Origin of the sequence: Brucella tritici (assembly GCF_008932285.1) — a bacterium.
Classification (GTDB): domain Bacteria; phylum Pseudomonadota; class Alphaproteobacteria; order Rhizobiales; family Rhizobiaceae; genus Brucella; species Brucella tritici.
This window is the reverse complement of record NZ_WBVY01000002.1, coordinates 884,330-901,799: the sequence shown is the minus strand read 5'-3', so window position 1 is coordinate 901,799 and position 17,470 is coordinate 884,330. Positions and strand designations below refer to the sequence as shown.

Here is a 17,470-nt window from a genome sequence, read left to right as displayed (position 1 = left end):
CTGTTTACTGGCAACTCAATAGCTATGAAGGAAAGCCTGATGCCTCCACGTCCTGTCACGGTTATAGTCTCGATGATCGCAACGATAGTTCTCGCCAGCCCGGCATCAGCATTGGAGCTACCTACCAAACCCTATCTAACCCTTGAAGCGGCACGCTCTGTTGTGGCCGCTGCCGAAAAGGAAGCAACAGCGAAGGGCTGGCCCTGCGTGATCTCTGTCGTAGATGCTGAAGGGCTGCCGATTCTCACTGTACGTATGGACAACGCGTCAGTACCTGCTGGTATCGAGCTTGCACCCGGCAAAGCTCGCACAGCCGCTCTTTTCCGTCGGGAAAGCAGCGTTCTCGAAGACGCTATTAATGGGGCACGCCCTGCCGCTATCACCGCGCGCGGCTTCGTGCTTATGCGCGGCGGAGTTCCCATCACCGTGAATGGCACAATGGTCGGGGCTATCGGTGTATCAGCCGATACACCAGATCATGACCAGCAGATCGCGAAGGCTGGTGCGGCAGCGCTGACAACAAAATGACGACAGCTCTTGCATCCGCGCCGCGCGTTATCAATTCAACTTTCATTTTGCTGACAGCCTCAACCGGTTGCGCGATGACCGTGCTGGACACGAATGTTGTCGCGATGGTCCTACCGACTATTTCACGTGAATTTTCAGCAAGTTTTGCGGATGTCGAGTGGGTTATCAGCACTTATGTTCTTTGTTTTGCATCACTCCTCTTACCAGCCGGCGCCCTGGCCGATAGGTTCGGACGCCGCACTGTTTTCCTGATCGGAATTGGCGCGTTCGCATTGTCGTCCTGGCTTTGCGGTGTGGCGAATTCTGCCAGTACACTTTATCTCGCCCGTGCATTGCAAGGCGCAAGCGCGGCCTTTCAGCTCGCACCCGCGCTCGCAATCATTGGCCATACGTTCCATACCGAAGACGAACGTAACCGTGCATGGTCAATCTGGGGTGGTATCATGGGCCTGACCATGGTCCTGTCGCCAGTTATCGGCGGCATCATTGCCCATGCGCTTGGCTGGCGATGGGCATTCTACATAAACATACCCATCAGCATTGTTCTGGCACTTGCTACACTGCGTTTCGTCACGGATTCAAATGATGAAAATGCGCGACGTCTCGATCCTATCGGGATCATTTCCTTTGCGGCGACCATGTTTGCATTAACATGGGGGCTCATCAATGGGCAGGCACATGGCTGGACATCTCCAATCGCTGTGACAGGTTTTGTCAGCGGCGTTGCCGGGTTGGTGATTTTTCTTATCGCCGAAACTGCCCAACAGCGCCCGATGCTCGATCTCGGCCTGTTTCGCAATCCCCGCTTCATCGGGGGTGTCTGGGCGATGTTCACCTATGCCGCCTGCGCGCAGGTGATGGCATCCATGCTGCCACTGTTCCTTCAGAACGGCTTTGGTCAACCACCATTGCAAGCTGGTTTAGCCATGCTTCCATTTGCAAGCGCAATGTTGATCTTCCCCAATGTCGGGCGCTTTCTCGGGAAGAAAGTATCATCGCGAGAAATTCTTGCCCTCGGCCTCATGATCGTGGGCGTCGGCAGTCTTGTGACAAGCCTCGGCGCACATTCTGGAAACTGGTCTATCGTAATGTGCGGCATGTTTCTGATCGGGAGCGGTGGCGGCCTGCTGAACGGTGAGACCCAGAAGGCGATTATGAGCACGGTTTCGCGCGAACGGGCCGGGATGGCATCTGGCATCAGCACAACCGCTCGGTTTACTGGCATTTTGCTCGGCTTCGCGGTCTTGAGCGGTGTGTTAGCAAGTGCTGTCCGAACTCATCTAATTCAAACGGATTGCAGCGATTCGACATGCAGCGAAGATTTTGCCGATGCGATAGTGGCAGGCGACCTGCCCAATGCGCTTTACATGGTGGCACCGTCAGCCAGAACTGTCGCATCTGAACTTGCCATGCGGGGTTATTCCGCCGGTTTCTCAGTTGCGCTGCTGGTTTCCGCAACCGTCGCCATCGTCTCCTCGCTTCTGGTGTACCGCCTGATGAAACGACAATGACCTTTTCGCGAAGGCTCTATTCCTTTTTGTAAAGTGTACGCGACCGCTCGAGATGACGGAGCATGGCAGCTTCGGCGCGGTCTGCATCCTTACCGGACAGGCAATCCAATATCTCCTCATGCTCAACGAGGGTATACTTCTCCTTACCCGTCCAGATAAGCATATGAGTATGATACTCTTGCAGCCAGGCCAACATGGCCTCGCTCACTGCAACCAATATCGGATTACCGGCAATTCTGGCTATCCGGACATGAAACTCCATATCGGCAGCGATAAATGCATCCGCGTCACCGAGCGATTCCCGCTGCCGTTCGATGATCTCTCGCAGTTCCGCAATATCATTTTCCGTTATCTTCTGCGCAGTCTCGCGAACAATACCGCGTTCGAAGAAAATTCTTGCACTCTTCAAATCCTCCAGCGTGTCCATTGATTGCGCAAGCATGATCTTCGCAGTCGGATCTACCTGCTGAAAGATCGACTTTGCCGTTAGCTTCAGCACCTTGGCACGTTCTCCGTGCGAAATACTGACCAGCCCCATTTTGGCAAGCGACTGCATTGCCTCACGAATTGCAGGGCGCCCAACACCGAAACGCTCCATCAAGACTCGCTCCGACGGCATTTCGTCTCCCGGCTCCAATTCGCCGGAGGTGATCATGTTTTCGAGCCGGTCAAAAACTTCATCGGACAATTTGCGACGAACAATAGGTTCGATTGGCTGGTTCATTACATCTCACCCCTCACGCGCTTTTCCCTCTTATGCATCTTCGAATGCGTGGAGAAAAGCTATTTGCCCACAGCAGTCGAAGCGTCTCACAATTTTTCACTTGCCATAATGGAATACTCATTATACCAGTTACTCCGTATACGCCAGACGATTACGACTGGCAACGAACCAATGTCCGTTCCGGTAATTACCATGTACATCAGCCTGACCTATCGCATTGAGACTACCGGCAGCATCGAACAGATGGCAGCCAAAATTGCGAGCGATCAGTCGACTGGCACTTTTGTCGCCCTCCCCGGCGAGACAGAGGAACTCAAGGCCCGCGTTGCAGCACGCGTGCTCGAAATTCGTCCACTTGGAGACGCAACAGCCCCTGCATGGCCGGAGCTTGAGCCCGGCCACGGCCCGATCAAGCGCGCCGATGTCGATATTGCTTTTCCGCTTGATGCAATCGGTACCGATCTTGCAGCACTGATGACGATTGCCGTTGGCGGTGTTTACTCGATCAAGGGCATGACCGGCATCCGCGTGGTCGATATGAAACTGCCGGAAGCTTTCCACACAGCCCATCCCGGCCCGCAGTTCGGCATTGCCGGCAGCCGTCGTCTGACAGGCGTTGAAAAGCGTCCTATCATTGGCACCATCGTGAAGCCCGCGCTAGGTCTCCGTCCGCATGAAACAGCAGAACTCGTTGGCGAATTGATTGAATCCGGCGTCGATTTCATCAAGGATGATGAAAAGCTGATGAGCCCGGCCTATTCGCCGCTCAAAGAGCGCATCGCCGCTATCATGCCGCTTATTCTCAATCATGAGCAGAAGACCGGCAAAAAGGTCATGTATGCTTTCGGTATTTCGCACGCCGATCCTGACGAGATGATGCGCAACCATGACATGGTGCTGAAGGCTGGCGGCAATTGCGCTGTGGTCAACATCAATTCGGTCGGCTTTGGCGGCATGAGCTTCCTGCGCAAGCGCTCCGGCCTTGTTCTGCACGCACATCGTAATGGCTGGGATATTCTGACCCGCAATCCGGGCGCAGGCATGGATTTTCGTGTTTATCAGCAGTTCTGGCGCCTGCTCGGTGTCGATCAGTTCCAGATCAACGGCATCCGCGTGAAATATTGGGAGCCGGACGAAAGCTTCGTCAATTCGTTCAAGGCTGTCAGCACGCCACTGTTCGACCTATCAGATTGCCCACTTCCTGTTGCTGGTTCTGGCCAGTGGGGCGGACAGGCACCTGAAACCTATGAGCGCACAGGGCGCACGACAGACCTGCTTTATCTGTGTGGTGGCGGCATTGTCAGCCATCCGGGCGGCCCGGCCGCTGGTGTCCGCGCTGTACAGCAGGCTTGGGAAGCCGCAGTCGCGGGCACCCCGGTTGAAGCTTATGCAGCAGACCATCCTGAACTTGCAGCTTCGCTCGCAAAATTCGGGACAGTAGGTGAGTAGATGACACAAGCTTCCAACGAATTGCTTCTGTCTTATTACGGCGACGACCTCACCGGCTCTACCGATGTTATGGAAGCCATGGCTTCCAACGGTGTTGACACTGTGCTGTTCATGAATGTGCCCGATGAAAAGCTTCTGTCGCGCTTTTCGCACTGCAAGGCTATCGGTCTTGCAGGCACCAGCCGCAGTGAAACGCCGGAATGGATGCAGGAAAATCTTACGCCTGCGTTCAACTGGCTCAAAAGCCTGAATGCTGCGATTGCGCATTACAAAGTCTGCTCGACATTCGATTCCGCACCTCATGTCGGCAATATCGGCAAAGCCATTGAAATCGGCAAAGCGATCTTCAATCAAGCCTATGTGCCACTGATTGTCGGCGCACCGCAGCTCAAGCGTTATACCACTTTCGGCAATCTCTTTGCCGCCTATCAGGGCGAGGTCTATCGTATTGACCGCCATCCGGTCATGAGCCGCCATCCCGTCACGCCAATGCACGAAGCGGACCTGCGCGAGCATTTGGCTAAGCAGACCGTGCTTAAAGCTGTTCTTGCTGATCTCGCAACACTTTCAGCCCCAGATGCAGATTTTCGCGTAAACGCCATTGCCAAAAATGCGGACGGCATGTTGCTGTTCGACGTCGACAGCCATGAAAGCCAGCTGCAGGCAGGCCAACAGCTTTGGCGTCTGCGCCCTGATATGGGCTGGTTCGTTGCCGGCTCGTCCGGTGTTGAATATGCGCTTCTCGCTGCTTGGACCAAGGCCGGACTGATCGGCGCGAAAAAAGGGTTTCCGCTTCCCGGCAAGGCTGACCGTCTCGCGGTCGTTTCTGGCAGTGTCTCGCCAACGACAGAACGCCAGATCCGTCATGCGACAGCATCAGGCTTTATCGGCATTGATCTCAATCCGCTCGATCTTCTCGGCGAAAACGGTAATCAGGCAATCGAAACTGCCATTGCTGAAGGCCAGAAGGCGCTCAAACACGGCAACAGCGTGATCCTCAACACTGCGCTTGGCCCTTCAGCTGATCGCGGCACCGAAATCGATAAGATCACCGGCAGCCGCCACAAACTGGCACGTAGCCTCGGCTTCATCCTCCACAGCCTTGTCGAACGCGAACGGCTTACCCGCGCAGTTATTGCGGGCGGCGACACTTCTAGCCACGCATTGCGTGAACTGCATGTCGAGGCACTCACTACACTTTTGCCGCTTCCGCAAACACCAGGCTCGCCGCTTTGCACGGCACACGGCTCACACGTCGCCACCAACGGTCTTCAGATCGCTCTCAAGGGCGGTCAGGTCGGCTCAGACCATTATTTCAGTCAGATTCGCGATGGAACCCTCACCTAGTCTGGAATACTCATTGACTGGTTATACCAGTTACGCTACCAAAAATATGGGAAGGAAGTATTAATCATGACAGCAATCGCTTTGTTCGGGGCGGGCGGCAAGATGGGCTACCGTCTGGCCAAGAACCTTCAAGGTTCGCGCTTCGACGTCCGTCACATCGAAGTCAGCGACGCAGGCAAGGCACGCCTGAAGAGCGACCTCGGCATCGACACTCTCGATGCGGATACAGGTCTTGAAGGTGCTGATGTCGTCATTCTGGCTGTACCGGACACCATCATCGGTAAGGTTGCCGCTGGTATCGTTGACGAGTTGAAGCCGGGCACGATGGTTGTTGCGCTCGACGCAGCTGCACCATTTGCTGGCCATCTGCCAGAACGTGCAGACCTCACCTATTTCGTGACCCATCCTTGCCATCCGCCGATCTTCAACGACGAAACGGATATGCAAGCAAAGAAGGACCACTTCGGCGGTCTGTTTGCAAAGCAGCACATCGTTTCGGCTCTGATGCAGGGACCGGAAGAAGCTTATGCACTGGGCGAAGAAATCGCCAAGGTCATCTGGGCACCAGTGATGCGCTCGCATCGCGTAACCGTTGAGCAGCTCGCAATTCTCGAGCCGGGCCTCTCGGAAACCGTTGCAGCTTCGCTTCTCGTTGTCATGAAGCAGGCCATGGATGAAACCGTTCGTCGCGGCGTTCCTGAAGAAGCAGCACGCGACTTCCTGCTCGGCCACATGAATGTTCTCGGCGCCGTCATCTTTGGCGAAGTCCAGGGCGTATTCTCCGATGCCTGCAACAAGGCAATCGAATTCGGCATTCCTGCGCTGATGCGCGACGACTGGAAAAACGTTTTCGAACCGGAAGAAATCGCAGAAAGCATCCGTCGCATTACGTGACGTTATCCGGGAGGGCGTAATGCGCCTTCCCCTTTTTTACCGCCTCTTGGGAAACGGGGCTTGATTTGGGAGGAAATAATGAAGTTTACACGCAGGACAATTGCGCGCGGTTTTGCGATTGCAGCCGTCTCGGCAACATTGGCAGGCGGTGTTGTCATGCCAGCATGGGCCGCTGATCTGATCGCAATCATCACGCCGTCGCACGACAATCCATTCTACAAAGCCGAAGCCGTGGGCGCCGAAGCCAAAGCCAAGGAACTTGGCTACGAAACACTGATCCTTCAGCATGACGACGATCCAACCAAGCAGTCGCAGCTTGTCGATACGGCCATCGGTCGTGGCGCAAAGGCAATCATCCTCGACAATGCTGGCTCGGAAGCATCGATTGCCGCCGTTCAGAAGGCCAAGGATGCCAAAGTCCCTTCATTCCTGATCGACCGTGAAATCAATGCCTCAGGCGTTGCAGTGTCGCAGATTGTTTCCAACAACTATCAGGGCGCACAGCTCGGTGCGGAAGAATTCGTGAAGCTAATGGGCGAAGCTGGCAATTATGTCGAGCTGCTCGGCCGCGAATCCGACCTCAACGCTGGCACCCGCTCCAAGGGCTATCACGACGTCATCGATGAATATCCAGACATGAAAATGGTTGCGCAGCAGTCGGCCAACTGGAGCCAGACTGAAGCCTTCTCCAAGATGCAGAGCATTTTGCAGGCAAATCCCGACATTAAGGGCGTGATTTCCGGCAATGACACCATGGCCATGGGCGCGTGGGCAGCGCTTGAAGCCGCAGGTCGCAAGGACGTTATCGTTGTCGGCTTCGACGGCTCCAACGATGTCCGCGACTCCATCAAGGCCGGTGGCATCAAGGCAACGGTTCTTCAGCCTGCCTATGCTCAGGCACAGATGGCTGTCGTTCAGGCTGACGAATTCATCAAGACCGGTAAGGGCCCTGCTGAAGAAAAGCAGCTGATGGACTGCGTCCTTATCAATCCTGACAATGCAGACAAGCTCGAAACTTTCGCTTTGAAGGACTAACTCCCAAGGCTTGCGACATCGGGAGCGCCGACAAATGTTAGCGCTCCCGAAATGCTCCTAATACCGAGGATAAATTCATGTCAGTGCTGAAGTCAGCTTCCATTATCCTGCTGGCCTGCGGCGTCGCGCTTTCGGGCTGCAAAATCATCAAGACGCCGACAGCAGAAGAAGCCGCAGAAGCACGCGGCGATAATTTCAATCCCGATCGTTCGGTTGCCGACATATGGGATTCAAAAGTTAAGCCGTTTTTTGCCGAGAAAACTGCAACGCTCGATGAAGTGATGCAGGCTGCAAATACAGATGTGGATGCCGCTGGAGCGAAATACGGTCATCGCGAAAAGCAGGGCAATGCCCCCTGGACCTTTGCAGCTAGGCTTGAAGGTACAGTGGTCGCCGCTGAAACGAAGTCGCGTGCAGCCTATGTCGATGTCGACAACAATGGCGATGGCAAGGCCGATGCACGCGTGCAGATCGGGCCGACGGTTCGCGGCAGCGCAATCCGCGACAGCCTCTCCTTTGTGAACTTCAACGAGTTCCGCAATCAGATCGACTGGGCGCAATTTGGCAAGGCGTTCAACGCCCGCGTCAACGATGACGTATTGTCCAAGCTGCCACGCGAAGAACTCATTGGCATGAAGGTGAAGGCCGAAGGTGCTTTCCCGTTGCCATCGAAGGGCCAGCTTCCTCTTGTGACGCCTGTTTCCATCTCTCTGGGGAAATAAGCCATGGAGACGGAGTTGAACGAGAAAAACGATATCGTCCTCAAGCTTGAGGATGTTTCCAAGGTCTATTCAGGCATTGTCGCGGTCAAGCGCGCCAATCTTGAATTGCGCCGTGGTTCGGTCAATGTGCTTGTCGGCGAAAACGGTGCTGGCAAGTCAACGCTGATGAAGATCATCGCGGGCGTTGAGCGTCCGACCATGGGGAAGATTATTCTCGATGGCGAGGAAGTGTCATTCGACAGCCCTGCCGACGCGCAGAAGCGCGGCATTGCGATGATCTTTCAGGAACTGAACCTGTTTTCAAACATGACGGTGGCCGAGAATATCTTTGCCACACGCGAGATCACACGCGGTTTGCGTGGTATTGATCACAAGGCGCAGGTCGTCAAGGCCAATGAATATCTCGACCGCCTTGACGCAGGCATCTGTGCAACTACGCTTGTCGCCGATCTGCCGATCGATCAGCAGCAGCTTGTCGAAATCGCCAAGGCCATTTCGCTCGATGCACGCATCGTCATCATGGATGAACCAACATCGGCCCTTTCTGCCGCCGAAGTCGACATTCTGTTCAAGGTGATCGCCGAGCTGAAAAAGAAGGGCGTGGCAATCGTCTATATTTCGCATCGTCTCGAAGAACTGATGCGAATTGGCGATTACATCACGGTTCTGCGCGACGGAAAAATCACCGGCCAGGAAGAGATCAAAAATATCGATACGCAATGGATCGTGCGTTCGATGATCGGCTCCGATGCCAAGGATTTTGCCAAGCCTGTTACCCACAAGATTGGCGCCGAACGGTTTCGTGCTGAAAACATCACCCTGCCCCGGGCAACCGGCGGGCTTGCAGTTGATGATGTCTCCCTGACCGTGCGCGCGGGCGAAGTTCTGGGCATTTACGGCCTTATGGGCGCGGGACGTTCCGAGTTTTTCGAGTGTGTGATGGGCCAGCATGGGCACTCCACCGGCCATATCTATATCGATGGCGAGGAAGTGAAAGAGCGCGATACGACCCGTCGCATCCGGCGCGGCCTTGCCCTCATACCGGAAGATCGTCAGCGCGAAGGTCTGGTGCAGATCTTGTCGATTGCCAGCAATCTGACACTGGCAAGTCTCGACCGTCTGGCTCGCGTCTTCCACATCACGCCAAAGCGTGAAAAACAGGCCATTCAACAGGCGATCAAAGACCTTTCGATCAAGGCACCAAACCCCGAATTCGAAGTCACTTCGATGTCAGGCGGCAATCAGCAAAAGGTCGTCATCGGCAAGGCGCTGATGACCAATCCGAAAGTTCTTCTGATGGATGAGCCATCGCGCGGCATCGATGTGGGTGCGAAGGCCGATGTCTTCCGCACCATGCGCAGGCTTGCTGCCGAAGGTCTATCCATTCTTTTTTCAACCTCTGATCTGGAAGAAGTCATGGCGCTCTCCGATCGCATCGCGGTGCTCAGCAATGGGAAGCTGATTGCCATATTCGACCGCGATAAAGCGACGGAAGCCGACATTGTTGCCGCTTCGGCCAAGGGCCACGGGCATACACATGACAACGACCACAACAAACAAACAAGGGAACGCGCGTCATGACAGCCAACACGACGACGGCCGCCACTGACTCAACCTTTAACAGCGGCTCGGCCCTGCTGACGCTGATGAAACTGAGAACCTTCATCGCGCTTTTCGCGGTGTTCATCTTCTTCTCGTTCGCAGCACCAAACTTCCTTTCAGCCGCCAACCTGATCCTGATGTCGAAGCACGTTGCGCTTAATGCATTTCTTGCAATGGGCATGACCTTCGTCATCATCACAGGCGGCATCGACCTTTCCGTCGGCTCCATTGTCGGGCTTTGCGGCATGGTTGCCGGCGGTCTTCTGATCTACGGGATTGATCTTGGCATCGGCTACACGATCTATTTCAACATCATCGAAATTTCGCTGATCACATTGGCCGTTGGTGTCGCAGTCGGCTTCATAAACGGGCTATTGATAACCAAACTGAATGTCGCGCCCTTCATCGCGACACTCGGCACGCTTTATGTAGCGCGTGGCCTGGCACTTCTGTCCTCGGACGGCCAGACCTTCCCGAACCTTGTAGGCCGCGAAGATCTGGGCACAACCGGCTTCGCCTTCCTCGGATCAGGCAGCATTCTCGGTCTTCCGGTCTCGATCTGGATTCTGATCGTCGTCGCATTGGCCGCAGCCTATATCGCGCGATACACGCCGCTTGGTCGCCAGATTTTCGCAGTCGGCGGCAATGAACGTGCGGCACGCATGTCGGGTATCCGCGTCGACCGCGTAAAGATGTTCGTTTACATGTTTTCGGGCTTCTGTGCCGCGATTGCCGGGCTTATCATCTCGTCTGAACTGATGTCGTCGCACCCGGCAACCGGCAACTCGTTCGAGCTAAACGCCATCGCAGCAGCCGTTCTTGGTGGCACTTCAATGTCAGGCGGACGCGGCACCATTGGCGGCACAATCATCGGTGCATTCGTCATCGGTATTCTCTCCGACGGTCTGGTCATGATGGGCGTATCGTCCTTCTGGCAGATGGTCATCAAGGGCCTTGTCATCATCATCGCCGTGGTAGTTGATCAGGCACAGCGCCGCCTCCAGCAGCGCGTTACACTCATGCAAATGGCAAAAGCAGGATAAAAATGGCAGACTTGAATGGCGCTCTCATCGGTTGTGGTTTCTTCGCAATCAATCAGATGCACGCATGGAACGACGTTTCGGGTGCCAAAATTGTGGCGATCTGCGACCGCGATCCTGAGCGGTTGAAGATTGTCGGCGACCAGTTCGGCATCGAACGACGCTACACAGATGCTGAGGCGCTGTTTGCAGATGGCGGCATCAACTTTGTCGATATCGCCACCACGGTTTCAAGCCATCGTGCTCTGGTAGAACTTGCTGCCGCCCATAAGGTGCCAGCAATCTGCCAGAAGCCTTTTGCCAAAACGCTTGATGATGCGAAGGCCATGGTGAAGGTTTGCGATGAAGCAGGCATTCCGCTCATGGTGCATGAAAACTTCCGCTGGCAGACGCCTATTCAGGCGGTGCGCAAGGCACTCGATAGTGGCGTCATCGGCACGCCGTTCTGGGGACGTTTCTCGTTTCGCTCAGGCTTCGACGTGTTTTCCGGCCAGCCATATCTTGCAGAAGGCGAACGCTTCATCATCGAAGATTTAGGCATTCATACGCTTGATATTGCACGCTTCGTTCTGGGCGATGTGACCAGCCTTGTTGCTCGCACAAAGCGTGTGAACCCGAAGATCAAGGGTGAAGATGTAGCAACCATTCTTATGGATCATGAAAATGGCGCTGCTTCCATTGTTGACGTGAGCTATGCCACCAAGCTCGAAACCGATCCTTTCCCGGAAACGCTCATCGAAATTGATGGCACCGAAGGCTCGATCCGGCTTTATCAGGATTATCGCCTTGAAGTGATTACGCCCAACGGCACTACGGTTTCCGACGTTTCGCCAAAACTGCTCGCGTGGGCCTCACGTCCGTGGCACAATATTCAGGAAAGCGTTTTTGCCATTCAGCAGCATTGGGTGGACAAGCTGGAAACTCGCGAAGAAACCTCGACATCGGGTGCGGATAATCTCAAGACTTTCGCGCTTGTCGAAGCCGCCTATGACAGTGCCGCAAGCGGCAATCGCGTCGACATTACGGCGTTGCTCAAATGAGCAACGCCGATCCTTTCCTGCTCTATGGAACGTGTGAAGCCGAAGCTCAGCCGACGCATTTGAAAGCGGGCTTGCTTGGCCTGGATTTAAGCGACGGCAATCTTCGCACCATCACTTATGACGGCGTCGAAGTTTTGCGCGCGGTCTCCTATCTCGTGCGGGATCGAGACTGGGGAACCTATAACCCGGAAATCCATGATCTGAACGTCGAGCAAAACGACAGCAGTTTCATGGTCACCTATCAGGCACGTTGCGAAGGCCCAGATGCGACCCAACTCACCATTGATGTCCGCATTCAGGCAGAGAGTGGCGGCACGCTCACTTTCGACGCCGTAGCGAATACAGCGACAGGCTTTGAAACCAACCGGTGCGGCTTTTGCATCCTGCATCCAATCGTCGGCGTGGCAGGCGCACCGGTGAGCGTCGAGCATGTAGACGGTACACTCAACAAGACCCGCGTGCCCGATCTGATCGAGCCATGGCAGCCTTTCAAAGACATGCGTGCGATCACCCATGAGGCCATGCCTGGCGTTACGACCGAATGCCGCATGGAAGGCGATACGTTTGAGATGGAAGACCAGCGCAACTGGTCCGATGCATCTTACAAGACCTATGTACGTCCGCTGGCTTTGCCATGGCCTTACCAGATTGAAGCCACCAAACCCCAGCATCAGCGCATAGTGCTCAACATTTCCGACACGCGCTCGGCGACACCAAATAGCACCCGGTATGCGGAGCCGGTGAGCATCACGCTTGGTGACACAATCGGCAGAATGCCGAATATAGGCGTTATCATCACACCTGAAGAAGCCAAAGCAAGCCTTGCCGCAATTGATCTGTTGCAGGAAATTGGCCCGCAGGATCTGTTATTTCATTACGATCCACTGGCAGGGCACAAAGGTTCGACCTTTGCGGATTTTGCAGCCTTGGCTGCGAAGCATAGCGGGCGCGCTTCGCTCGAAATTGCATTGCCTTGCGCGAGATCGCTCATCGAAGAGACGACAGCAATCGCTTCTGACATGAAAGCGGTTGGCTTTACCCCGGATGCGATCATTGTTTCACCAGCTATAGATCGGCAGTCGACCCCGCCCGGCAGCGAATGGCCACCCTGCCCTCCGCTCGATGATGTTTATTCGGCAGCAAGAGCAGCCTTCCCGAATGTGCAGCTTGGCGGCGGAATGCTGAGCTATTTCACCGAACTTAATCGCAAGCGCGTTCCGGGCGAGCTGGTTGATTTCGTCACCCATTGCACCAATCCAATTGTTCATGCCGCTGATGATCTGAGCGTTATGCAAACACTGGAGGCGCTGCCTTTCATTACCCGTTCGGTTCGCGCGATCTACGGCGACAAGCCCTATCGCATCGGACCGTCGACCATCCCCATGCGCCAAAACCCTTATGGCAGCAGGACGATGGAAAACCCGAATGGCAAGCGCATTGCCATGGCCAATCGCGATCCGCGCCATAATGGGAAATTCGCGGAAAGCTTCGCATTTGCCTATGCCATATCAGTGCTAAATGCAGGCCTTGATCGTCTGACACTTTCGGCCTTGACTGGTCCGTTCGGGCTTATTGCAGATGAGGGCGAACCAACGCCCGTAGGCGGAAAACGCCCGCTCTTCAATACGATAAAAGCTTTGGCCGGGCTGGCAGGAAAGAAATGGCAGCAGCTTGTTTCGTCGCGGCCCAATCACGTTCTAGCCTTTGCGACAGAGCAAGAATTCTGGTTGGTGAACATCACTTCACAGCCTCAAACTGTGAGCATCGCTCAATTTACCGAGATTGTTCTCAATCCCTATGCGGTTCAAAGCTTGAAACGCTGCTAGAGCGTAGACTCATAAACTGGTGCACCAGATGCGGACAGCGATCAGTTTGACAGCAGCGAGGAAATTGTCCGGGTTCTTGTCGTAACGCGTGGCGATGCCACGATAGTGTTTGATGCGATTATAGAAGCGCTCGACCAGGTTTCTCTGGCGATATACCCATGGCGAGAACGCAAAGACGTCCTTACGGTTGGATTTGGGAGGAATATTGGCCCAGATTTTTCGTTCTGCAGTTGTCTTCCGGATAGCATCGGTATCATAGGCCTTGTCCGCAAGCAGGGTGCCGCCTGCTTTGATGCGTTCAATGAGGCCCTCGGCCTGGGAGCAGCCAGCAGCCTGACCACCCGTCAGGCAAAGATTGATCGGACGGCCTTCCGCATCAACAATCGCGTGGATTTTGCTTGTGAGGCCGCCACGGGAACGTCCCATGCCACCATCGTCGGCATCCCTTTTTTTCCTGTGGCTCCGTGCTGGTGAACACGAACACAGGTGCTGTCGATGATCACGATGTCGCCATCATAGGCCTCAGAGACAGCCTCAAGAAGCCGATCCCAGACACCGGCACGACGCCAGCGAACGAAACGGTTGTAGCAGGTCGTTGCAATACCATAGCGTTCGGGGATTTCTGACCATGATGACCCGGTGCGGAAGCGCCACAGGATTCCGTTGAGAACCATGCGATCATCAACCCGTGGAACGCCACGAGGTTTGCTCGGCAACAGCGGTGCAATAATCGACCATTCTCGTTCTGTGAGTTCATAGCGGCGACGTGACATCAAAGACCTCCAAATCCGAGGCCTTTGAATAACTAATCCATTCAAATAGCTAGCCGATTTATGAGTGCACGGCCTAGTTTTTAATCAGGCCGACGTTTCGTTCTGATCAGGAGCGACCAGCGCTAGCTATAAAAACGATATGCCCGCCAGCAAGAACTGACGAGCATAAATCGGAGGAGTTTTGAGCAGTTTAGATCAGATTTGGGTAACAGGCAGACGCCAAATCATTCCCACTCGATCGTGCCGGGCGGCTTTGAAGTCACATCATAGACAACACGATTGATGCCACGGACCTCATTGATGATGCGGGTTGCCGCATTGCCAAGGAAGTTCATGTCGTAGTGGTAGAAATCGGCCGTCATACCGTCCACCGAAGTCACGGCGCGCAGCGCACAGACGAATTCATAGGTACGACCGTCGCCCATCACGCCTACGGTCTGAACCGGCAACAGAACGGCGAAAGCCTGCCAGATGGCATCGTATAGGCCAGCCTTGCGGATTTCGTCCAAGTAGATGGCGTCGGCTTCGCGCAGGATTTCCAGTTTCTCGCGCGTAATACCGCCCGGACAGCGGATCGCAAGACCCGGTCCTGGGAACGGATGACGACCGATGAAGCTGTCCGGCAGGCCGAGTTCCTTGCCGAGCAGGCGTACTTCGTCCTTGAACAGTTCACGCAATGGTTCAACGAGCTGCATCTTCATGCGCTCCGGCAAACCACCAACATTGTGGTGCGACTTGATCGTGACCGAAGGACCACCGGTAAACGAGACGCTTTCGATCACGTCTGGATAAAGTGTGCCCTGCACGAGGAAATCCGCACCGCCCAGCTTCTTGGCTTCTTCCTCGAACACTTCGATAAAGAGGCGGCCAATCGTTTTACGCTTCTTTTCAGGATCGGTTTCACCTTCCAGCTCACCGATAAAACGATCAGCAGCATCAACGAGAATGAGTGGCAGGTTGTAATGTTCGCGGAACATTTCGACGACCTGCTGAGCTTCGTTCTTGCGCATCAGCCCGTGGTCAACGAGAATGCAGGTCAGCTGATCGCCAATAGCTTCATGCGCCAGAAGCGCCGCAACGGACGAATCCACGCCGCCGGAAAGCGCGCAGATAACCTTGCCACTACCGACCTGTTTACGAATTGCCTCGACAGCCTGCTCGCGATAGGCACCCATCGTCCAACCCGGCTTTACGCCGACGATACGATGAACGAAATTCTGCAACAGCTTGGCGCCATCCGGTGTATGCACGACTTCCGGGTGGAACTGTACGCCGTAATATTTGCGCTTCTCATCAGCGATGACTGCAAAAGGTGCGTTTGGCGAAGTACCGATAATGGTAAAACCATCGGGCAGCGATGTAACGCGGTCGCCATGGCTCATCCATACCTGATGGCGGGTGCCCTTTGCCCATATGCCTTCGAAGAGAGGGCTATCTTCCTGCACATCCAGGAAAGCACGACCGAATTCGCGATCATGGCCACTTTCCACCTTGCCACCCAGCTGGGCGCACATCGTCTGTTCGCCATAGCAGATGCCGAGGACCGGAATGCCTTCTTCGAAAACGGCCTGAGGCGCACGCGGCGACCCGATATCAGTCGTCGAATGAGGGCTGCCTGAAAGGATAACACCTTTCGGCTTCAGCCGCTTGAAAGCCTCTTCCGCAGACTGGAAAGGGACGATTTCACAATAGACGTTGGCTTCGCGTACGCGACGCGCAATCAGCTGCGTAACCTGGCTGCCAAAGTCGATGATTAGGATTGTGTCGGGATGTGCCGTGGTGCTCATGTGCAGCATCTATTTAAAAAGTGACCGGGATGCAATGCCTATATGGGTTATCGATGCCATGCTCAACAAGTGCGTTACCAAAAATCGACCTATACTGACATACCATTGTCAGGAGCCGACAAGAGGCCATCCGCGATTGCAGCTTCCAGTCGCTCAACCGCAAGGGCCAGTTTTTCATCGATAATGTGCAGATACTGTGTCCAGTCCCCGACATGCTGCAACTCGCTTGCACCATCGGAGATACCGCGAAGCCCAATAAGCGAAATTCCTGCAAGCTGGCATGCGCGTAGACAGGCATAGGTTTCCATATCGACCATATCCGCATCAATCGCCGCATAGGCTTTGCCGGAAACGATATTCGCCCCTGTTGAAAGCGATGCGGCAGGGATTTCCGGTACGGAAACCGGAAGTTCGATCACTTTGGGAAGGTCGAGAAAAGGGGTCGCTCCTTTTTCAAACCCAAGCGGCGAAGCATCCATATCGCGATAGGAAACGGAAGATACCTGGAACACTTCCGCTTGCGGTAGTCTGGCTGAGCCTGCAGAGCCGAGTGAAATCACAAGATCAGGCTTTTCTCCCGCGTGCATCAGAGCCGCAAGAACATAGGCGAGATTGGCAGCCGCCTCGACCGGCCCCACCCCGATCATGACCGGCGTGAAGAGCTTCGCCAGATGACGCCCATATTCGGCATCAACAGCCATAACGTAGAGCAAACGCTTTCCGGCGACGAACTTCATCATCCCTGCAGGCCTTTTCTGTCCTGCACGACCATCATTGTTCCAGTCATCGTTGCGATCAGGCGCACTTCCGTGTCGGTAACAGCAAATGCCTGTCCATCACTAACCATGATGGTACGGCCGGGTTTGGTAACCTCACCGCGAAAGAGGAACCGTTCCCCTTTGCCTGGAGCAAGCAGATTCACTTTGAATTCGATCGTCAGTACTGCCGCATCGGAAGGCATCAGCGTCAGCGCCGCATAGCCGCAGGCAGAATCGAGAGCGGCAGAAATCATGCCTGCATGCAAAATGCCATGCTGTTGTGTCAGCTCCTCACGAAACGGCATTTCAACTTCAACGATACCAGGCTCGCACCGTGTCAGTTCAGCGCCGATCAGCTTCATGGCCGCCTGCCGACCAAAGCTTTCCTCGACGCGCTCTTTAAAATCCGGTTCTGCTACACGATGCGCTGACAT

16 protein-coding genes are annotated in these 17,470 nt (G+C 54.9%); 11 read left to right on the top strand and 5 right to left on the bottom strand.

Going from position 1 to position 17,470, the window contains the following annotated elements:
• Positions 1-39: 39 nt before the first annotated feature.
• Together F9K94_RS09525 and F9K94_RS09520 are read left to right on the top strand one after the other, a co-directional pair.
• Positions 40-528, top strand: coding sequence for a GlcG/HbpS family heme-binding protein (locus F9K94_RS09525; RefSeq protein WP_151645197.1), 489 nt, complete (start codon positions 40-42; stop codon positions 526-528).
• A complete protein-coding gene (locus F9K94_RS09520) occupies positions 525-2,039 on the top strand; it encodes an MFS transporter (RefSeq protein WP_151645195.1) in 1,515 nt (504 codons plus the stop codon). Before F9K94_RS09525 ends, F9K94_RS09520 begins: the two co-directional genes overlap by 4 nt.
• Before the next feature lie 16 nt (positions 2,040-2,055).
• On the opposite strand, the gene F9K94_RS09515 is transcribed toward F9K94_RS09520, so the two are convergent.
• The gene (locus F9K94_RS09515; protein WP_151645194.1) at positions 2,056-2,763 is read right to left on the bottom strand and encodes a transcriptional regulator NanR; all 708 of its coding nucleotides are present in this window, start codon (positions 2,761-2,763) and stop codon (positions 2,056-2,058) included.
• 192 nt (positions 2,764-2,955) lie between these two features.
• On the opposite strand from F9K94_RS09515, the gene oiaX reads away from it, so the two are divergent.
• The 9 genes from oiaX (at position 2,956) to apnL (ending at position 13,718) form a co-directional block, all read left to right on the top strand.
• Positions 2,956-4,212 carry a 3-oxo-isoapionate-4-phosphate decarboxylase OiaX gene (gene oiaX / locus F9K94_RS09510; protein ID WP_151645362.1) on the top strand — a complete coding sequence of 419 codons (1,257 nt, stop codon included), beginning with the start codon at positions 2,956-2,958 and terminating at the stop codon, positions 4,210-4,212.
• Complete coding sequence (locus F9K94_RS09505) at positions 4,213-5,559, top strand: four-carbon acid sugar kinase family protein (RefSeq protein WP_151645192.1); 1,347 nt, start codon at positions 4,213-4,215, stop codon at positions 5,557-5,559.
• Positions 5,560-5,625: 66 nt separating this feature from the next.
• Positions 5,626-6,453, top strand: a complete 828-nt coding sequence (locus F9K94_RS09500) for a phosphogluconate dehydrogenase C-terminal domain-containing protein (protein WP_151645190.1) — start codon at positions 5,626-5,628, stop codon at positions 6,451-6,453.
• 78 nt (positions 6,454-6,531) lie between these two features.
• Positions 6,532-7,488 carry a D-ribose ABC transporter substrate-binding protein gene (locus F9K94_RS09495; protein WP_029927944.1) on the top strand — a complete coding sequence of 319 codons (957 nt, stop codon included), beginning with the start codon at positions 6,532-6,534 and terminating at the stop codon, positions 7,486-7,488.
• A 77-nt stretch (positions 7,489-7,565) separates the two neighbouring features.
• Positions 7,566-8,210 (top strand): DUF2291 family protein, encoded by a 645-nt coding sequence (locus F9K94_RS09490; RefSeq protein ID WP_029927946.1) that lies wholly within the window; start codon positions 7,566-7,568, stop codon positions 8,208-8,210.
• Between the two features lie 3 nt (positions 8,211-8,213).
• Positions 8,214-9,791 carry a sugar ABC transporter ATP-binding protein gene (locus F9K94_RS09485; RefSeq protein WP_151645188.1) on the top strand — a complete coding sequence of 526 codons (1,578 nt, stop codon included), beginning with the start codon at positions 8,214-8,216 and terminating at the stop codon, positions 9,789-9,791.
• Positions 9,788-10,855, top strand: coding sequence for an ABC transporter permease (locus tag F9K94_RS09480; protein WP_010661025.1), 1,068 nt, complete (start codon positions 9,788-9,790; stop codon positions 10,853-10,855). The genes F9K94_RS09485 and F9K94_RS09480 overlap by 4 nt, the downstream gene beginning before the upstream one ends.
• Before the next feature lie 2 nt (positions 10,856-10,857).
• Complete coding sequence (locus tag F9K94_RS09475; protein WP_151645186.1) at positions 10,858-11,892, top strand: Gfo/Idh/MocA family protein; 1,035 nt, start codon at positions 10,858-10,860, stop codon at positions 11,890-11,892.
• Positions 11,889-13,718 (top strand): D-apionate lactonase, encoded by a 1,830-nt coding sequence (gene apnL, locus F9K94_RS09470; protein WP_151645184.1) that lies wholly within the window; start codon positions 11,889-11,891, stop codon positions 13,716-13,718. The genes F9K94_RS09475 and apnL overlap by 4 nt, the downstream gene beginning before the upstream one ends.
• A 9-nt stretch (positions 13,719-13,727) precedes the next feature.
• Here the strand turns inward: apnL and F9K94_RS09465 are convergent.
• The 4 genes from F9K94_RS09465 to F9K94_RS09450 all read right to left on the bottom strand — a co-directional run bounded on the left by F9K94_RS09465 (position 13,728) and on the right by F9K94_RS09450 (position 17,470).
• Positions 13,728-14,491 (bottom strand): IS5 family transposase gene (locus F9K94_RS09465; RefSeq protein WP_151645182.1). Its coding sequence is split into 2 segments (ribosomal slippage): positions 13,728-14,164 and positions 14,164-14,491, totalling 765 coding nucleotides; the frame shifts between segments, so codons are not numbered across the junction.
• 224 nt (positions 14,492-14,715) lie between these two features.
• The gene (gene guaA, locus F9K94_RS09460; RefSeq protein ID WP_061346861.1) at positions 14,716-16,278 is read right to left on the bottom strand and encodes a glutamine-hydrolyzing GMP synthase; all 1,563 of its coding nucleotides are present in this window, start codon (positions 16,276-16,278) and stop codon (positions 14,716-14,718) included.
• 89 nt (positions 16,279-16,367) lie between these two features.
• Positions 16,368-17,018 (bottom strand): 5'-methylthioadenosine/S-adenosylhomocysteine nucleosidase, encoded by a 651-nt coding sequence (locus F9K94_RS09455; RefSeq protein ID WP_151645180.1) that lies wholly within the window; start codon positions 17,016-17,018, stop codon positions 16,368-16,370.
• Positions 17,015-17,470, bottom strand: coding sequence for a PaaI family thioesterase (locus F9K94_RS09450; protein WP_010661020.1), 456 nt, complete (start codon positions 17,468-17,470; stop codon positions 17,015-17,017). The genes F9K94_RS09455 and F9K94_RS09450 overlap by 4 nt, the downstream gene beginning before the upstream one ends.

What these genes read in the sequence shown, in the direction of transcription:
- F9K94_RS09525 (WP_151645197.1), top strand. Translation starts at nt 40, where the DNA reads ATGCCTCCACGTCCTGTCACGGTTATAGTCTCGATGATCGCAACGATA.
- F9K94_RS09520 (WP_151645195.1), top strand. Translation starts at nt 525, where the DNA reads ATGACGACAGCTCTTGCATCCGCGCCGCGCGTTATCAATTCAACTTTC.
- F9K94_RS09515 (WP_151645194.1), bottom strand. Translation starts at nt 2,763, where the DNA reads ATGAACCAGCCAATCGAACCTATTGTTCGTCGCAAATTGTCCGATGAA.
- oiaX (WP_151645362.1), top strand. Translation starts at nt 2,956, where the DNA reads ATGTACATCAGCCTGACCTATCGCATTGAGACTACCGGCAGCATCGAA.
- F9K94_RS09505 (WP_151645192.1), top strand. Translation starts at nt 4,213, where the DNA reads ATGACACAAGCTTCCAACGAATTGCTTCTGTCTTATTACGGCGACGAC.
- F9K94_RS09500 (WP_151645190.1), top strand. Translation starts at nt 5,626, where the DNA reads ATGACAGCAATCGCTTTGTTCGGGGCGGGCGGCAAGATGGGCTACCGT.
- F9K94_RS09495 (WP_029927944.1), top strand. Translation starts at nt 6,532, where the DNA reads ATGAAGTTTACACGCAGGACAATTGCGCGCGGTTTTGCGATTGCAGCC.
- F9K94_RS09490 (WP_029927946.1), top strand. Translation starts at nt 7,566, where the DNA reads ATGTCAGTGCTGAAGTCAGCTTCCATTATCCTGCTGGCCTGCGGCGTC.
- F9K94_RS09485 (WP_151645188.1), top strand. Translation starts at nt 8,214, where the DNA reads ATGGAGACGGAGTTGAACGAGAAAAACGATATCGTCCTCAAGCTTGAG.
- F9K94_RS09480 (WP_010661025.1), top strand. Translation starts at nt 9,788, where the DNA reads ATGACAGCCAACACGACGACGGCCGCCACTGACTCAACCTTTAACAGC.
- F9K94_RS09475 (WP_151645186.1), top strand. Translation starts at nt 10,858, where the DNA reads ATGGCAGACTTGAATGGCGCTCTCATCGGTTGTGGTTTCTTCGCAATC.
- apnL (WP_151645184.1), top strand. Translation starts at nt 11,889, where the DNA reads ATGAGCAACGCCGATCCTTTCCTGCTCTATGGAACGTGTGAAGCCGAA.
- guaA (WP_061346861.1), bottom strand. Translation starts at nt 16,278, where the DNA reads ATGAGCACCACGGCACATCCCGACACAATCCTAATCATCGACTTTGGC.
- F9K94_RS09455 (WP_151645180.1), bottom strand. Translation starts at nt 17,018, where the DNA reads ATGATGAAGTTCGTCGCCGGAAAGCGTTTGCTCTACGTTATGGCTGTT.
- F9K94_RS09450 (WP_010661020.1), bottom strand. Translation starts at nt 17,470, where the DNA reads ATGTCAGCGCATCGTGTAGCAGAACCGGATTTTAAAGAGCGCGTCGAG.